General features: G+C 37.8%; 16 protein-coding genes. 4 read left to right on the forward strand and 12 right to left on the reverse strand.

Translation table 11 applies throughout. The features are described from left to right. Positions 1-56 precede the first annotated feature (56 nt). The 3 genes from AC0QUU_RS01395 to AC0QUU_RS01405 are packed head-to-tail and all read left to right on the forward strand — an operon-like array spanning position 57 to position 3,265. A complete protein-coding gene (locus AC0QUU_RS01395; RefSeq protein WP_474544175.1) occupies positions 57-1,283 on the forward strand; it encodes a tyrosine-type recombinase/integrase in 1,227 nt (408 codons plus the stop codon). Beyond that, complete coding sequence (locus tag AC0QUU_RS01400; RefSeq protein WP_474544173.1) at positions 1,276-2,253, forward strand: tyrosine-type recombinase/integrase; 978 nt, start codon at positions 1,276-1,278, stop codon at positions 2,251-2,253. Before AC0QUU_RS01395 ends, AC0QUU_RS01400 begins: the two co-directional genes overlap by 8 nt. Next, positions 2,243-3,265, forward strand: a complete 1,023-nt coding sequence (locus AC0QUU_RS01405; protein WP_474057136.1) for a tyrosine-type recombinase/integrase — start codon at positions 2,243-2,245, stop codon at positions 3,263-3,265. Before AC0QUU_RS01400 ends, AC0QUU_RS01405 begins: the two co-directional genes overlap by 11 nt. 45 nt (positions 3,266-3,310) lie before the next feature. Here AC0QUU_RS01405 and tnpC read toward each other — a convergent pair whose 3' ends face one another. The 3 genes from tnpC to tnpA form a co-directional block, all read right to left on the reverse strand. Beyond that, positions 3,311-4,372: an IS66 family transposase gene (tnpC, locus tag AC0QUU_RS01410; RefSeq protein ID WP_474544177.1), complete on the reverse strand. Its 1,062-nt coding sequence runs from the start codon at positions 4,370-4,372 to the stop codon at positions 3,311-3,313. A gap of 291 nt (positions 4,373-4,663) precedes the next feature. Further along, complete coding sequence (tnpB, locus tag AC0QUU_RS01415; protein ID WP_474544179.1) at positions 4,664-5,023, reverse strand: IS66 family insertion sequence element accessory protein TnpB; 360 nt, start codon at positions 5,021-5,023, stop codon at positions 4,664-4,666. Continuing rightward, positions 5,013-5,408, reverse strand: a complete 396-nt coding sequence (gene tnpA / locus AC0QUU_RS01420) for an IS66 family insertion sequence element accessory protein TnpA (RefSeq protein ID WP_474544181.1) — start codon at positions 5,406-5,408, stop codon at positions 5,013-5,015. The genes tnpB and tnpA overlap by 11 nt, the downstream gene beginning before the upstream one ends. A gap of 86 nt (positions 5,409-5,494) precedes the next feature. Between tnpA and AC0QUU_RS01425 the strand changes: the two genes are divergently transcribed. Next, positions 5,495-5,872: an IS66 family transposase gene (locus AC0QUU_RS01425; protein ID WP_474544183.1), complete on the forward strand. Its 378-nt coding sequence runs from the start codon at positions 5,495-5,497 to the stop codon at positions 5,870-5,872. A gap of 92 nt (positions 5,873-5,964) precedes the next feature. Here AC0QUU_RS01425 and istA read toward each other — a convergent pair whose 3' ends face one another. The 9 genes from istA to AC0QUU_RS01470 all read right to left on the reverse strand — a co-directional run bounded on the left by istA (position 5,965) and on the right by AC0QUU_RS01470 (position 17,647). After that, entirely contained in the window at positions 5,965-7,527 is a 1,563-nt protein-coding gene (gene istA, locus AC0QUU_RS01430) for an IS21 family transposase (RefSeq protein ID WP_474544185.1), read from the reverse strand. 340 nt (positions 7,528-7,867) lie between these two features. Continuing rightward, positions 7,868-9,193 carry a B12-binding domain-containing radical SAM protein gene (locus AC0QUU_RS01435; RefSeq protein ID WP_474544187.1) on the reverse strand — a complete coding sequence of 442 codons (1,326 nt, stop codon included), beginning with the start codon at positions 9,191-9,193 and terminating at the stop codon, positions 7,868-7,870. Between the two features lie 38 nt (positions 9,194-9,231). Continuing rightward, positions 9,232-9,813 (reverse strand): cysteine hydrolase family protein, encoded by a 582-nt coding sequence (locus AC0QUU_RS01440; RefSeq protein WP_474544189.1) that lies wholly within the window; start codon positions 9,811-9,813, stop codon positions 9,232-9,234. Further along, positions 9,800-11,557 (reverse strand): carbamoyltransferase C-terminal domain-containing protein, encoded by a 1,758-nt coding sequence (locus AC0QUU_RS01445; RefSeq protein WP_474544191.1) that lies wholly within the window; start codon positions 11,555-11,557, stop codon positions 9,800-9,802. The genes AC0QUU_RS01440 and AC0QUU_RS01445 overlap by 14 nt, the downstream gene beginning before the upstream one ends. 8 nt (positions 11,558-11,565) lie before the next feature. Further along, entirely contained in the window at positions 11,566-12,663 is a 1,098-nt protein-coding gene (locus AC0QUU_RS01450) for a radical SAM protein (protein WP_474544193.1), read from the reverse strand. A 102-nt stretch (positions 12,664-12,765) separates the two neighbouring features. Next, the gene (locus AC0QUU_RS01455; RefSeq protein WP_474544195.1) at positions 12,766-13,764 is read right to left on the reverse strand and encodes a radical SAM/SPASM domain-containing protein; all 999 of its coding nucleotides are present in this window, start codon (positions 13,762-13,764) and stop codon (positions 12,766-12,768) included. A gap of 12 nt (positions 13,765-13,776) precedes the next feature. Beyond that, complete coding sequence (locus AC0QUU_RS01460) at positions 13,777-14,778, reverse strand: radical SAM protein (protein WP_474544198.1); 1,002 nt, start codon at positions 14,776-14,778, stop codon at positions 13,777-13,779. A gap of 126 nt (positions 14,779-14,904) precedes the next feature. Beyond that, the gene (locus AC0QUU_RS01465; protein ID WP_474544201.1) at positions 14,905-15,825 is read right to left on the reverse strand and encodes a radical SAM protein; all 921 of its coding nucleotides are present in this window, start codon (positions 15,823-15,825) and stop codon (positions 14,905-14,907) included. Then, positions 15,803-17,647, reverse strand: coding sequence for a RiPP maturation radical SAM C-methyltransferase (locus AC0QUU_RS01470; RefSeq protein ID WP_474544203.1), 1,845 nt, complete (start codon positions 17,645-17,647; stop codon positions 15,803-15,805). Before AC0QUU_RS01470 ends, AC0QUU_RS01465 begins: the two co-directional genes overlap by 23 nt. Positions 17,648-17,662 lie beyond the last annotated feature (15 nt).

Consider the following 17,662-nt stretch of genomic DNA (forward strand, 5'->3'; position numbering starts at 1 on the left):
TCTCGAATAACAATAGCGTATAATTAACCTCACAGATTATTATAAGGAGGTCAATTATGGCAGAGAAAACGTTAAACTTTCACAAGCTGTCTGATTGTGTCATCAATCAGCTCAAAAAGCAGAATTACATGGATTCCACATTGATGGTTTACAGGCGGATTTACAACAGAATCTACTCGTTGATGAAAAAACTTGGTATAGAAACATATACTCCTGAAATTGGACGTCAGTTTCTAGATTCAGTAAACGTATGCAGATCGACTTTTAGTGCGTATACCTGTGCGGTACGGAGGCTCAATGATTATATCGATGACATACCTTACAGATGTCATCATGGAAGCCAGTTGGAAAAAGTCCCTGAAGATTTTTCGAATATACTGAATGAGTATCTTAATGAATGTTCAAACACAGGGAATAAATCACCAACTATTCTCGCCAAAAAGAAAACTTGTGTACGATTTCTGAATTACATAAAACAGATTGGATGTAATGATATTGGTGATCTTAACGCAGGGAAGATATCCCAGGCACTACTTATATATGATAACAAAGATAATTATGCGAGAATACGCCAGTTTCTGCGGTATCTTTATGATAGTGGGTTAATCAAAACAGATTTTTCTGGGATCGTGCCCCATTATAAAAGACGTAGCGTTTTACCTACCACTTATACTCCTTCAGAGATAAAGAAAGTCGAAAATGCGATTGATACGGCTACAGATACCGGCAAAAGGGATCGGGCAATCATCCTGCTTGCGACTCGCATGGGGTTGCGCTCTGGGGATATTGCAAAACTGAAGTGGTCAGAAGTGGATCTGAATAGTGGATATATCCATCTGAGGCAGGAAAAAACCGGGATTCCGCTGTCTTTACAGATGCCGGAGGCCGTTATGGCTGCAATCACTACTTTCTTGGAGAGTGCGAAATCTTCCGGAAGATGTGATGAATACGTTTTTCACGGTATGTCAGCTCCATATGGACGTATTACAACAAGCATTATAAGGCATGCCACAGACCGTTACTTTCATAAAGCCGGAATAGATACAAGTAGAAAAAAGCATGGTCCCCATACCTTCCGTTCATCCCTTGCAAGCTCGATGGTAAATGACGGAGTCTCTTATGAAACGGTGAGAAGAATACTTGGACATTCTGATTTAAATGTTATAAAGCATTATGCAAAAGTGGACATTGAAAATTTAAGATTGTGTGCTCTGGATCCGCCTCGCCCCAAAGGAATATTTGCTGATTACCTTTCCAGAAAGAAGGTGGTCCGTCATGTTTAACAGTATTTATTCAGATAAGCTATCACAATACTACGAGCTACGATGCGGAGTATTAAGCGAAAGTGCACAGAAACATGAATTGTGTTATCTGAAAAGATTTGATAATTATCTGAATGCGCACATCCGTTCAACAGGTCAGATCACTGAACGTTTTATTAATGCATGGGTCGGTACATTAAACGGAAAAAGCGGGTCTGTTGAAAATGAAGTTATCACGATCCGGCAGTTTTTAAAATATTTGACATTGTCCGGTGAACCTGCTTTTATCCCTATTATTCCAAAAGTGCGTGATGATTATGTTCCGCATATATTCAGCGATAATGAACTCGAACTCATCTTTAAATCTGCAGATAATGTCATCTTATCAGATAAAAAGGCGGATCCCTATCTGGTGATCGAGTTTCCGGTGATTCTTCGATTATTATATAGCTGCGGATTAAGGATAGGAGAAACGGTCAGAATCAACCTTGCAGATACGGATCTTGAAAATGGCATTCTCAGATTAATAAACACGAAAGGTGACAAACAACGCTTAGTTCCCATGTCATTGGAAATGACACGGATACTGACGGAATACTGTTTAGCGATGGGGATTTTTGAAAAAACAGAAGGATGGCTTTTCCCTTCCTCCAAAACCGATAGTCATATTTCAGGCAGATCGGTAAAAAACAGATTTGATAAAATACTGAAAGATAATAACATCCGCCTTGCTAATCGGAAGAAGCATGAAAGAGGTCCATGCCTGCACTGCCTGAGACATGTTTTTGCATTTAAATCTTTTGCACAGGCAGAAAGGGCTGGCAGACATATTGATGATGCGATACCATATCTTTCTATCTATCTGGGCCATGACAGCCTTGATGAAACATCCAAGTACTTAAAATTCAGCAGTGAGTTGTTCCCCGAAGCAGTTGAAAACTTTGGTGATTTTATGTATGACCTGTTGCCGGAGGTGGACTATGAAGCATAAGAAGAATTCATTTCTGGACTTGCTTGAAGCCTATTTTAACACGTATCTTCCGGTAGCAAAAGGATTATCGACAGCAACTGTTACGTCATATAAAGCAACTTTCCGAATACTAATAGAGTTCATATATACAGTTAAAGGAATATCGGCTGAAAAGATTTATTTCGAAATATTGGATGCTCAGATGATCACAGAGTTCCTTGACTGGCTGGAATCAGAGCGCAAATGTAGTATAGCGACTAGAAACCAGCGCCTTTCCGCACTGTCGGCATTCTCAATATATGCGCAAAACAGAGATTTTGGTGCAGCATCTATATTCAGAAATAATGTATTAAAAGTCCCAAAGAAAAAAGCCCCACAGTCTCTGCGAAGTTCCTTTTCGAGAGAGGAAGTGAAGATTCTTTTTAAACTGCCAGATGCCAATACGGAAATCGGATTGAGAAATAAAACTCTCCTGTGCTTTATGTATGCCAGCGGAATGCGTTCCCAGGAAGTGTGCGATCTGACGGTAGGCGATATTCAGTTTTATCAGGATAAAGCCTGTATAAATGTTCATGGAAAAGGACAAAAAATACGAAGGATAGGCATACCGGCAGCTGCCTCAGATATAGTAAAAAAGTATATTGCACACAGAGGAATATCTGAGGATAAGAACCGGCATATTTTCTCAAGTCAGATTCATGAAAAGATGACAGTTTCCTGCATTGAGGAAATTTATGCAAAGTATATCCGCATAGCAAAGCAGGAAAATCCCGGAATGTTCAGAAATAATTATACGCCGCACTCGATGCGACATACAACGGCAACACACATGCTTGAGGCGGGAGTACCGCTGATCGTTGTAAAAAACTTTCTTGGTCACGTATCCCTGCAAACCACTCAGATTTATACGGAAATTTCTCAGGAAACAATGAATCGCCAATTGAAAGCATGGAATGACAGGTGGTTTTTCAAAGAAAATCCAGACAGATCTGACAATAGAGAAAAAAGAAATATACCCGATTTTTTAAAGTAATTTCACAACATTATTATTCCAGATCTCTTTTGAGAAATGCAGGTTTTAAGCTGAGATCTGCATTTCTTCTGGAATAATAATACTTCTGGGATAATGCGTCCAGCATCCGGCAAAAATGATATCCGGATTTTCCCGGTCCAGCTTCCTGTAAGCGGAATAGCCGTCACAGACAACCACGCCGGTAAAGCCTTTGAGGAATTCCCTTGGGTGGTCTGCTTTCCGGGTCCGCTGGTATTCATACAGGACGATGGGGGTATCTTTATAGCCCTTCCCGGTACGGTAGATCCACATATAGCTCTTACTGTTTGCGGGACGCCCGTCCTTAGATACCTTGACCGGAGTTTCATCGGCCTGCAGCACATGGAAACGATACAGTTCTTTATGGAAGCGGTCATAAAGGATACCCAGATGCCGGTCTGCGCACTGGATCATCCAGTTTGCCATCACCTGTTTTGAGATATGGATATCATTCCGCAGGAATTCCTGGCTGATCCGGTACAGAGGAAGCCCGTTTACATACTTGGCATTCATGATACTGGCGGCCAGGGATGGTGTCAGGATGCTGTTTCGGAGCAGATCTTTGGGACGATCTGCCTTAACGATCGTCTGATTGTCCCTGCCGGCATATACAGCTACATGATGCTCTTCCACCGTATACACGGCTGGCTGGACACGGACTCTTTTGTAGACTTCATCCGGAAGCTGTTTCCAGCCGTCTTTCCCGAAGAGCTCCTGCAGTTTTTCGTCCGAAAGAGTATGAGGGATCACTTCAACCGGAAGATCCTTTAGATTTTCCTCACGTTTTCCTTTCCTCTTCCGGCGTCTGACCTGGATCACATCTTCTTCGGCAGGCTCGACCACATAAAGAGTTTCTGTCAGAGCTTCTGCCTCATTAAAGATAAGTTCCAGCTCAAGCTGGCCTGCAATGACATCCAGCTTTTCAGAAGAACGCCCATAGCGTTTATTGTTTGCGTCAGCGATCTGCTCGATCAGGCGCTCCATGTTCGTATTCATCCGGCTCAGCTGGTCCTGCATGGACAGGATCACTGCCACGAGTGTTTCTTTGCTGAAGCTGTTCAGTTCTTCCGGTGAGTAGATCTTTGACATGTTCGGGACTCCTTTGTTTTTTCTGGAACTATTGTACCGCAAAACAAAAGAAAAAGCGAACTGCACAAAAAAGACCGTTCGTCATTTTCACCATAAGATAAACACTCTGAAAAGCCGAAAAAACAAGTAGTTTTTTCAGTTTTTCAGAGTACTTATCCACACAGCAGACCGCTGCTGGTAAGTACTTTCCTGATTGAATGAATGCGGGAAAGCCCGGATGTGGATAACTGCCATCCACTCAGGGAGGCGAACGCAAAAAGATTTTTTATTTTCTACGTTTTGCCCAATGCCTTACAAAAGATCCCTGGGATGCACTTCCCGGATCGGATGTTTGGAGACGATCTCCAGCCCCTGCATCAACGCCTGGTATTGTTCCGGTGTGATCTCCAGTGCTTCTTCCTTTGTACGGGGCCAGCTGAAACCGCCAAGCTCCAGCCTTTTGTAAAGGAGAAGGAATCCATCGCCTTCCCATACAAGCCCCTTAATGCGGTCACTGCGCCTGCCGCAGAAGAGAAAAAGAATGTCCTTTTCATATGGATCCAGCTGGAAGTTGAATTTAATAATAGATGCCAGACCATCAATCCCACGGCGTAGATCTGTGTATCCTGCAGCAATATAGATCTTTCGGAATCCGGCTGCATTATTCAGCACCCAGGAGCCCTCCGATCCGGGAGAGAAGCTCATCCGATGCAGAATTCGAAATCTCCAGGATGAGATCTCCTTTCCGGATCACGAGATCCGGATGGAAAACCGGAGCTGTGTTCTGAGGAGATGATGGGAGTTTAAGCTCAGTAAAAGAGACCGTTCTCTGAGTCACAGGCACCAGCTCCTGATCCGTTCCGCCAACTGCAGGTAATGAGGCATTCCGGGAATTTTCAAAAGCTTCCCTGCGCAGGATCCTCTGCCAGTAGAAGAACTGCTTTTCTGAGATCCCATTTGCCCTGCACCAGGCAGTTTTAGACATTCCGCTGTTTATGCATTCATTCATGATTTTGGTCCAGTGCTCTGCACGGACCTGATGTGTGATCTTATCCATAGGGACAACTCCTTTAAAAAACTTGTAGTTTTCTGGAGTTATTATCTCATGGATAGAGAAAACTAGCACGGTACTAGTGGTTTACCGTGTACCCACAGGGAGAAACAGCAAAAGGTTTAAACTACAGCCTGAATCAGGAAAAATATCTAAAAGTATTTCTCACGGATGGAGAAGTTCCGATTGATGATTCCGCCAGTGAACGGGCACTGAGAAATTTCACAATCGGCCGGAAGAATTGGGTAACAATCAATACAACCCGGGGAGCTCAGGCAAGCGCAATCATCTACAGTATTACGGAAACAGCCCGTGTGAACCATCTGAATGTCTATTATTACATACGCTATTTGTTGATGGAGCTTTTAAAGCTGAAAGATAAAAACGGGATAATAGACGAAACGAATCTGGAGCCACTCATGCCGTGGTCAAAAGAACTGCCGAATGAGTGCTACAGCAAGCGCCGCTAATGACAGCGGCGCAAATTTATGAAAGAAGCGAAAGATTTGACGTTTACCATTTCAATGAGTTTATCAATGGTGCTTTGTGTAGTCATAGCTCCTTACCTCCTGTAGTAATCTGCGCCCCTTGTAAGCGCGTGGCTGTTCTTTTCTGGTTCTGTATGCGTGCTGGCTGCCGACTTTTTGTCCGGCATCTCCATCTGGTCGCTCCCGGTATCAAGGATGTTTTTGATACTCTTATAGCTGGGAGCAGGCGTAAAGGAGAGCGCTTTCCGGCAGGCTGCTTCTAAACGGTCGGCAGTATATTTATCGGCCAGTTTCAGAAGCCCCATGCAGCTGCGGTAGGACTGTTGTTCTACACGCTTGGAGGTAAGGATCGCATCAACTACCTGGCAGGTACAGGAACCGATCCGCTCCGCCCATTTACGGAAACGGTCACCGTTCCATTCCAGATACTGCTGGTGGGAAGCCGGCATGTGCTCTGTAACCGTGCTGTACTGTCCCTTGCGGCCATATAAACGGCGGTGGGATGCGATCCGGTTGTGGTTGTAAAAAATTTCAATGGTTTTATCTGTAACCCTTACATCAACTTTGCGTTTTATGTATTCATGCGGAACTGAGTATAGCATTCCGGCAAAGGATATGTGATAATTGAACTGAACGGTGGCTTGTTTCCATTCCGCCAGTTCATAAGGGGTGGCGGGTAAAGGTGCCAAAAGTGGCAGTTCTTCGTCGCGGAAGATCTCATACCGGCTGCCCTCTTTCTTTTGGAAGGGACGGCGACTGAAAGCTTCCATCTTCTGACGGATTGCCCGGTTTAACTCACTGAGAGAGAAGAACTGCTCATTACGCAGGGCTGCCGTGATCCAGGTGGAGATATTACCTACACTGCCCTCGACATTTGCCTTGTCGCGAGGGGCCCGGACACGAGCCGGAATGATAGCAGTGCCATAGTGTTCTGCCATCTCCTGATAGACAGCATTGATCCGCTGGTCTTTCCAACCCTTGTTGTGATCCACGGCAGTACGGCAGTTATCCGGCACCAGGATCTTAGCGACACCGCCAAAGTACTCATACATGTGGACATGTGCAGCAATCCACGATGGCTGCTTTTCGTCCATGAATGCTTCCACATATGGATACTGGCTGTAAGTCATTACTCCTACGAAAATGTGGGCGTCCAGGATCTCGCCAGTATCCGGATCAATGATATGTGCCGGATCTCCAGCCCAATCTACCTCAACCTGCTCTGCAGGTTTGCGGTTGATATGCATGGTGGCACGGCGCTTCTGCTCATCCTGCTGGATGTAATAGCAGAATTGGGAATACATAAGTGGATCATCACCGGCAAGGCGGCATTCCTCAAGATACTCTGTCCAAAGGAGTTTCTTGTTCACGCCGTTGCGGAGAAGTTCCTTCCGGATATGAGCGTAATCCGGCATCCGCTTAGTTGATTGAGACTGTTTGCGATTTTCCTTCGGGAACAGCAGCTGCTCAATCACAGCGTCGGTCTGGTTGGGATCAAGCGGCCAGGAGATACCTTTTTCTCTGGCAGCTTTTAAAACCTTGTTGACCGTTTTTTTGGAAACACCGCAGCTAAGCGCGATGTTCGTCTGACTGAGATTCAGGCTGGCAAGCCTGATGATCTTGCGATATTTGGTCATATCAGCTGACCTCCTTATAATGTATTTACATCAGAAGATGCATACATACATTATAATTGAGGCAGCTTACGGTTCCCATGTTGTCGGAATGCCGGTTTCTATACAGCGGAATTACGGTTTCCTTTATTCCGGAATACCGGTTTCCATCCTCCGGAATCGTGGTGTAAAATCACCCGGAATACTCATCCATGGTCAGATCAGTTACCAGAGATCTGCCGGAGCAAGTCAAAAACAACTGAGCTGTAAACCAGGCCGCCGGAAACGGCGGTCAAAAAATGGGCCAGTACTCATGGTTTACCGTATACAAATGTCAACCACTTTTTTTAACATTGTGGGAAGGTTATTTTAACCCAACGCTAATACTGGTTTTGTATTTTTCTTTGCTTAAGTAATTTTTTGATTCGCTATTCTTCAAGTGTGTATAGATTAAATTATGAATATATTTTGAAAAGGAATTATCAAAGTGAAGCCAAAACAAGTGATTCAATCCATGCTTTCCGGTTTCTGGAATCAAGGATGTACTTGGAGTTAAATAATGTTTTTTTAGCGCATGTTTGAATAATGGAGTATGGGGCAAAATACGCATAAGCCAAATATTAAAAGAGGCATTTTTCATTTTTTTTATTCTATGATAATAAACAAGCAAAGATACATATTCTATATTCTTTATCCCAATTGGATTCATAAAGAAATTGTAGGAAACAGGAATCTGAGGATATTTTTTAAATAAACGAATATTTTCATTCAGATGAATTACCGAACATTTTTTACCCATTTTTCTCATAGTTGAATTTGTAAAGCCATCCGGTGAAAATGAAAAAGCAATACAACCTGATTTGTATGCTAAATTTAATAAATCTTCGTCAAAAGAAGACAAATCCCAGGCAGAAGCCCATTGAATACTAACATTTCTTCTAATTATTTCGTGGCATATTGTTTCTGCATAATTACGAGGGTAATTAAATACAGAGTCTATTAAATATATTGTTTTTGCTTGATATTTGTTTTGTAGCAATTCAAGATCATCGATTATATCATCAACTGGTCTACTTCGGAAATGCCTACCACTAATATGAGGATATGTGCAATATGAACAATTCAATTCACAACCTAGTTTAGTGATTACCCCTACCGCAAAACTGCTCTTTACATAAGAACTCATTGGTAGAATGCTCCATGGATCTTTAGGTAATTTTGAAAGATTATATTCTTCTTTCAAAGGATTAATAATAATGCGATTATTCTTACGATATACAATACCAGGTAATAATTCACGATTGCAATTGTGAACTATTAAATTGTATAGCGTTTCACAATCATCCGAAATCATTCCATAATTTAATACATCAAATTCGGACATTATCTCTGTTGGAAAAATCGAGAAACCAGCTCCACCAATCAAAAGTGTTTCATTACTTTTTCGTTCAGAAATTATGCAAATTAATTTCCGAAACAATTCATAGTAATTTTCATATGAATCCCACATTAATGAATCAATATTTCTTAAAGAGATAGATATATAATCATATGAAGAGTTTGATATTTTCTTTTTTAATATATCCCAAGGATTGGGGAATAAATTTAAATCCAAAATGTCAACATCCACATGTCGGTCCTTTAAATATTTACCTAAATAACCAATACCCAAAGGTACTACTAATGACATCTCGGGCCCTAAATAAGGTTGTATAAATAGTATACTAGTCATAATTTTTCTTTTAAATCACACCATTTGATAGTTTTCATCCAGTTTTTCCAGAAATCCATTTTTAGAAATTGTTCTTTTTCAGTTGAATTTCCAGAATAAACATCTGTTCCTTCAATAATTATATATGGCTGAATACCGCGAAAATACAATTCTTGCGCTACACATAGTACACAACAATCCAAAGTTAAACCAAAAATGTAAACAGAACTAGCCGGAGTAATATCTTGCTCTATTAACCAAACATCGAACTTATCACAACGCTGCACAACATGGTTTTGTTCTCTAATCCAAACGGGAGAATTGTGTGCCTTTACCCAGGGACTTCCATAAACGCAATGTTTGTCGATGACAGAACTATAGCCCCATGTACCTGGAATACATAACTCAGAATCATCTAAACATCTCGGTTGACGATAGTCAGAAATAATTTCCGAAATCTTAATTCCACAATTGTTTAATTCTGGGAGGATTCTATTTATAACAAACAGAACTGAGTCATGTTTATTATAACAAATTCCTCCCTCGGAACAAAAATCATTTTGCATATCTATCGATAAAAATCTGTTATTCTTTTTCAATAATATACCCCTCGATATACATATAATTCAAACCAGAACGTTCAAAAACGTCAAGAGCATCTTCGGGTGAATAGACTATGGGTTCTCCATGAATATTGAAAGATGTATTTAATAACGCCCCAATACCATTGAGTTTCTTATATTCATTAAGAAGCATCTTCAAAAACTTTTCATCTGAATCTTGACTTATAACTTGAACTCGTGCGGTACTGTCTTTAGGATGAATTCCGGCTAACAGCTTTCTTTTGTAGTCAGGAAGAATGTCAAAACAAGTAGTCATGTACTCTGGATTATTAAAGCGTTCTAAATCATCACTATAACTGCAGCACGCTAAATCTTCCTCTAAAATAATAGGGGCAAATGGCATCCAAAAATCACGATTTTTAACTTGATTATTGATTATATCAACAATTCCCTCTGTATCAAGTCGCGCAAATATCGATCTATGTCCTAACGCACGTGGTCCAAATTCGCAACGCCCTGTAAAAATCGCAATAGGTTTGCCTTCATATAGATATCTAGCTAATGAAGGGATAGAACACTCTTTAAAACGATAATGTGTGTTCTTCAACAATTCACATATCTGTTGTTTTGAATATTGTCTTCCGAGATAAGGACTTCTAGCCATAGCAAAATCAGTTAAATCATAGGAAGATAATACTGCAAGGCATGAACCAATAGAAAGGCTTTCATCACTAGGGGCGTAATGAACATGAATGTTTTTAATTGCAGAACACTTTTGTAATTTGTATACTAATTTTGTATTCATGAAAAAACCTCCAGATAATGAGATGTCATTAATACTAAATTCATTTACAAAATTGATAATCCATTCAGTAAAAGTATTTTCAATAAACATTTGTGTACCCAATGCAATGTCATCAAACCTAAATCCTTCTAAATGATTGCGAAAATATAGATAATAATCTGGAAGATCCACATCAACAACAAATTTATGCCCCTCAACATGAATAAGGGATGACAAAAACTGTGTAACCTTACGTGCGCTAAATAATTTTCCATAAGGTGCCAATCCCATCAATTTATATTCATGCTCATTTGGCTTCATACCCAAGAGGAGCGTAATGTTTGAATAAATTTTAGCTAATCTAAAACTATCGGTCTTATACAATAATTGAAGTTCTTCATGTTCATATTTGTAAACAGTAAGGGAAATCCCATCGCCTTCTTGGTCTGCAGTAATTACTAACCTTCTGTTATCCCGCAGGAAGGGCGTTGTCCAAAGCGCATACATTGCATGTCCGTAATGGTGATCTATAACAATAATCTGTTTCCTTGAAACTTTTAATAGATTCATTATATATTGAATTCTTATGTCGAAGAAATTATTTTCACAGACACTCGGATTAACTTCTGAATACCGAAAATTTGCAGTTTTCACCTTATCAGGGAATAATTCAACTATATTATTACATACTCCTTGTTCGATATAAGGCTTCCAATATTTTTTTTGCAACGAAATATAATCTTCTACAGAAAATGATGATAGCATTTCTATTTTAGATAAAGCGTATGGTATATCGAAAGATGATACAGCAACGTAATCAATATCCTTTTTGCTTTTTTGTGATATTGATAAACATTCAAAAACAGCGTTAAAAGGAAATCCATATTGATTTTTTTTTCGACTAAGACGTTCCTCTTGAACAGCTGCTAATATTTTTCCGTTTTCCATAATACATGCCGATGCATTATGACCTTCATATATTCCTAATACTATCATATTATTACCTATTTGCAGCTGTTGATACACATTGGATCCTTTGCGAACATATTACCCGTTGCAACATATGCCTCTGTTCGACAGCCACCACATATACCCGCTTTTGAGCATCTGCTTTTATCAATTAATCTCAGTTTCTTAATATCTTCAGATTGTTCAATTATTGAATCAAGATTGTTGTCATATATATTACCAATAGTTTTACCAGCATATCCTAATAATGGACATGGGCTAACGTTTCCTTCATGATCAATGCCCACCCATTCAATACCAGCCTTACATCCCCAATATCTATTATCCATCATTGCATCAAGAGCTTTATCTTTATTGGTGCGATTAGGAATAATTGTATTTTGATTTGATACTGAGTATTTCATATAATCAGGATATTGACTATAGTCACCACTTGTTACTAATAATGAGTATAAAGGGTCATCAACTTTAATTTGCAAATCATGGTTATTAACAGCTAATTGATAAATACGTTTTAATGCAGACATATTTTCCTTGGGTGATAATTTAAGCGAAATATGTTCATTTCCTCTTCCGACTGGGCGAAAACGTTTAAACATAATAACATCAGCTCCCATATCACTAGCCAGTTCAACAAAATCATTAACATAATCAACATTAAATGTTGTAAGGGTCATATCGAGTGTAACAAAGATATTATAATCATGAAATGCTTTGACCGCGGTTCTTATTTTATCTTGTATATTTTTCCCATGTCGGAAAGAGTCTTCTTTTTCTGGATTAGGATGCGTAATACCAATAGATACTCCAGTAATACCAGCTGTTGCTAATTGTTTTGCGGCGATTTTATCTACAAACAAACCGTTTGTACACATCCATACCTCTCCTTGAATCCTCTTTTTCATTTCTGAAATATATGTATAAATTTGCGAACACAACATTGGTTCTCCGCCAGAAAAAATAACAATATTAGGGTTAATCGTTTTGACCGATTCACACAATCTAGAAATTTCATTAGCGGAGGGGACTCTTTCCTGTTTGTATTCGTATCCTGAGCTAGGATAACAATGTTTACACCTTAAGTTACAGTTATTTGTTATTATCCACGAAACTGCTGTAAGCTTTTTATTCATTTGCTTTATCTCCTCCTTAATTCGCACATTATTGAACGGAAAATTAGATATAAAAATCGAAATCCATACAACTGTTGAGGCCCAGATTCCGATTGTAGCTGATTATAATATAGTATTCAGAATCTCCCAATCATATGGGCAAGCTGGAATAATAGTGCCTTCTATTTTTCGAGGATCAAGCAATACCCCAGCTTCATAGCTATTATTTGCTAAAGCCAAGGCAGAACATCCATTTTTTTTAATTTCATTTTCTTCAATTTTAGCAAGAATTTGCAAAAAACTCGTTGAGCCAATATTCCCAATGGCATGCTTTTGGACTGATGTTAATAGTCCGCAATAGTATACGTCTCCTTCGCAACTTATATCCAAAGAAGTAATATTTTGAGCAGAACATAAAGAAAAATTTTTAGTACTTAACGAAACATCTCTATAAGCATTTTCCCAAATGATAGGATATCTAGGCTGACGCAATTTACACCATGAAATAATACTTTCTTTTGCTTCTAGCCATTTTGAACCAGACAAAATATAATCTGTTAGAGTTGTTGCTCGGCCCAAAGGTGTCATCATATAAAATGCATGACTAGAAATACCTAGATTATATCCTATTTCTAAAATAGCTTCAAGTTCAATATAATTAATGGTGTTCAATACAGTTGTTACAGATACTTCTATATTGTTTAATATTAGTTTTTTTATTAAATTTATCGTTTTATCGAAATGCCCGGTTTCGTTTCTAAGCCAATCATGCGATTTGCTACTACCGCCGTCTAAGTCGATGGATATTCTACTAAATCCAATATCTAATATCTGATCAAAAAACCGAGAAACACATTTTCCATTCGTAGTCAGACCCAGAGAGAGCCCACATTCTTTAACATATTGAAAGATTTCAAAAATATCTTCTCTGATTAATGCCTCACCACCAAAAATATTAATTGTTCCTTCTGGACAATAATCCGAAAACTCGGATATCAATTGCTTTATACTATTTGTACTAACTTCTTGACGCTTGATAACACCAGAAGAGTATAAGCAGTGTAAACATCTCATATTGCATTCATTCGTAATATGAATATTGAGACAATTAATATTGTTCATGAAATCACCGTCCTAAAATTTATCTCTAAGAATTTCTAAGAACTCAGGATAACGATCATCACGAATTAAGCAATAGCAACCTTGAAACTGATCAAAGAATACGGACTTAAGTTCTTTTGCTCTATTAACTAAATTTTCTAATGAATCGGTTAATACGGAGCCAATGTGCCCTCTTGTCTCAACTGCGTGAGTATCAAGCATGATTTCTCCTTCGTATCCAACTGCTATTCCATAATAGAACAAGCAACATGCAGGCTGATTTTTAGGTGTTTTGCATAAAACCATCGGATCCATAATGCTAAGGCATGTTTCTTTACATTTTTTGTATTCATCACTTTCTCCATAAATAGTCGGATTTGCATTTGCTTCTCCAACTTTGGCTATGTGTTCGACACTATGGAAAATGTCATCGCCACAATAATCATGAATTTTATAAATCTGGTCTAAATTCATAGCAGTTACAGTAGTATGAATCGCAAATGCCATAGCCTGAATTCCATTTATTGTTTCAATTTTATCAGAATATTTCTTTCTGCCATATTCAATATTATCTAACACCAACTGTAAATCAGTATTCTTACCACAATAGTTTTTATAGTCATCGGGCTCAAGGGTATCCAAACTAACTACAATAGTAGCATTTAACTCGTGTAATTTGTCTATATTCTCTTTAGTCAATAAACTTCCGTTAGTGGTAATCAGCGGAATCATATTGTTTGCAGAAATATACTTTGTTAATTCGTAAATTTCCTTATCAACTAAAGGTTCACCTTCTCCAAGCACACATACAACTCGTGCCCCTAATTCACGAGCTTCATCTACTAAGGATTTTAATTTGTTAATACTTAAAGAGTTTTCTGGACGTCTGTGATACGCTTGTGTAAAGCATTTTTTGCAACGATAATTACATACAGGTGGTACGTTTAACATTAAAAAGTCAAGTTTCTTTTCCCCTAATGTAATACCTTCGCAATTTTCCAGATAATTGGCCATACCTTTTAACATTTGTGTCATTGTTATTTCCTCCTTATATTTTTTTGAAACTTTCATATGAAACGATATTGGTATTGGTTTATTTGAGATTATGGCTTTCTACCTAAAATTAATTAGGAAACTATGTTTCAAATAATATGACTAAAACTAGGCTAAAAACCCACAACAGACCATATCAAAACAATCAATACAATTACCGTTTTCATTCTTATTCCAAATTGTTTTGCAGTTTCCTACTTTCTCGTCTGTCTGTATAAATATGATAGCATCTTGTGCACAGCACTGGTCAATTATGCTTTGATTGATTTCAATGTTTCGCAAGACTCTTTTTGTTGCTTCAAATGATGCTGGCTTATTTCGTATTACATCTTTAAGACGAGAGTCAGAAACCATAAATTCTTCAATCATATCAATTAGAATAATAGAATCTTCTGTTAATTCAATACCCTCTCTCATGGCACTATTTACCTTAATTACAGGTTGAAAGCGAATGGACACAATTCCCAAATCAACCCATTCGAGAAGTGTTTTCAATAAGATGTCTTTGTAATTCAGCATTTTCGAAGTGATTGTGACCTTGAGTTCAATGTTCTTGTTTATTGAAATCGCCTTTTTTATAAATTTAATTGGAAGTTCGCAACCACGTAAATCTTGCTGTAATTCTGAAAATAATTCTGTTGATAAGTGGAAATCTATATCGAATCCTGCCAAAGCGATTTTATCTAATGTTTTTTCACACATGGGACTAACACCATTAGTATGAATAGAAACATGTATATTATTTTCAACTAAATATTTGCATAATTCAATTAAATACGGATACTCAAATGGTTCACCGCCGGTAATCATAACTTCCGCAGCATTATTTGATTTGGCAATTTCTAGAATTCTGTGCCAAGACTCTTTCTTAAGATGTAACTCTGTTGAATTTTTTGAAAGTACATCATACATTGCACCAGAATGTTTTCGGCAATACTCACAAGATAAGTTACATTTTTTTGTTACTGCCAAAATGATCAATTTACGTTCGTTAATAAACTCTCGCTTAAGATGTGAATGATTCATCATTTTCCCTCCATACAATCGAAACTACATTATTATTTTCGGAGATTAAAATATCATGAAACAGTAAGTATTGAATGCCTTTATCAATATCTATTTTTTGATATAAACCATCTAATGTATCAATAATCTTTTGGAAAGATACTATTTCATCGCAACAATCAAGAATTTGAACATGAATATCTTTTAATGAAATAGTACGATTTTTTTCACACCGACCATCAATAATTAAGCGTTTATCGGGGATGTATTTCATATAAGAGTGCTTATACGCATACTTCCACTCGGATAAAATATGATCAAACAATTGGTATTCGTCTTCAGACAAACGGTTACTCATTTCATAGTCAAAACAGTATGCGATATCATTTAGTTCCTCATATGTATAATCTCGATAAACGATAGGATACATAAAATAAGGTCGTATATTACTTATATCATATTTTTCAGAAAAATCATAATACTCTGAAAATCTATGTAATTCGATTATCCCACCGCCTAAAGGAGGTCTCAAATGATATATTTTTTTGATGATAGGAATCATATCTATGTATTCGATACTCTTTTCTCCCGGAAACCCATATAAATAATTCCATATAGGACGTATTTTTAATTCTTCACAATTTCTGAGAAAAGAAATTATTTGTAGCATTGTAAGACCTTTGTTCATGCGTTTTAAAGATATAGAACTTAGGCTCTCAATTCCAGGTTGAATAATATCAAACCCACAATTTTTTAAAGAAATTAAGTCTGAGCGTCTAAGATTTGCTTTAATTTCGCAAAATACATGACCAAAGCCATTTTGCAATTGCCCACTGAGACCTGTTCGTAATAATTCATTATCCAAAATATTATCGCTTAGAATAATAGGATAATCTTTATATTTTTTGTGATAATACTCTAATTCAAAAAGAGACTTATCCACATTTTTACACCTAAAGTGAGTAGTACTACCATTCTGACCGCAAAAAGTACACTTGTTTTTTTCTCCCCACCAACAGCCTCTCGATAGATTTATTGGAATAATTGGTGTATATATAGGATCAATTTGTGAATAGTACATATTTAATTGATTAAAAAAACTGCCATAATTACAAAGCAAGGACCTATTCATATCCTTAAAAGTTTCACCTGTTAATACCCCTCTGTATTTCTCAATGTTTCCACAGGATAGGTACTCTTTAACGAGAATATCCATTGCATATTCGCCTTCTCCAGAAATTACAGTGTGTATGAAAGAATACTTTAAAGCCCAAAAGTTCCCCATTGCACCATCGCAGTTTGCTCCTCCGAATATTATCGGACAGTTAGGAAGCATAACAGAAATTTTTTTTGCCAAGCAAAGAGACGCCATATGTTGTTCGAACATACTTGTAAAGCCTACCATATCTGGATTATATTCGGATATAAATTGCTCGCATTTTGAAAAGAAGGACGGGAGTTGCTCTTTAATCAAAAATATTTTATTATTTTGTTCTTCATCCAAAAATGCATATGCGTTACTTGGCTCTTCATAGAAATAATCAGAAAAAATCAAATCTCCAGTAAGCAATGGATACCGCTTACAGTACTTATTTAGCTTTGCAAAATCATTTTTATGATTCAATTCAAACATAGCGTTTAAAACACTTATTGATAATCCACCGCGAGAAAAAATTTCATCATAAAGATCCATTCCTATTTGTTCAAGAAGTAATAGCTTAGCATAAAATATATCAACTTGGATTTCATTATTATTTTGTTTTAACCATGCCTCTATGCAACCCAAACCAATCGAAGGAATAAGTGGAGCACTAAAAGGCATATCAATTAGTAATAATTTAACCATCTGTATTCTCCCATT

The organism is Mediterraneibacter sp. HA8405 (assembly GCF_056148955.1).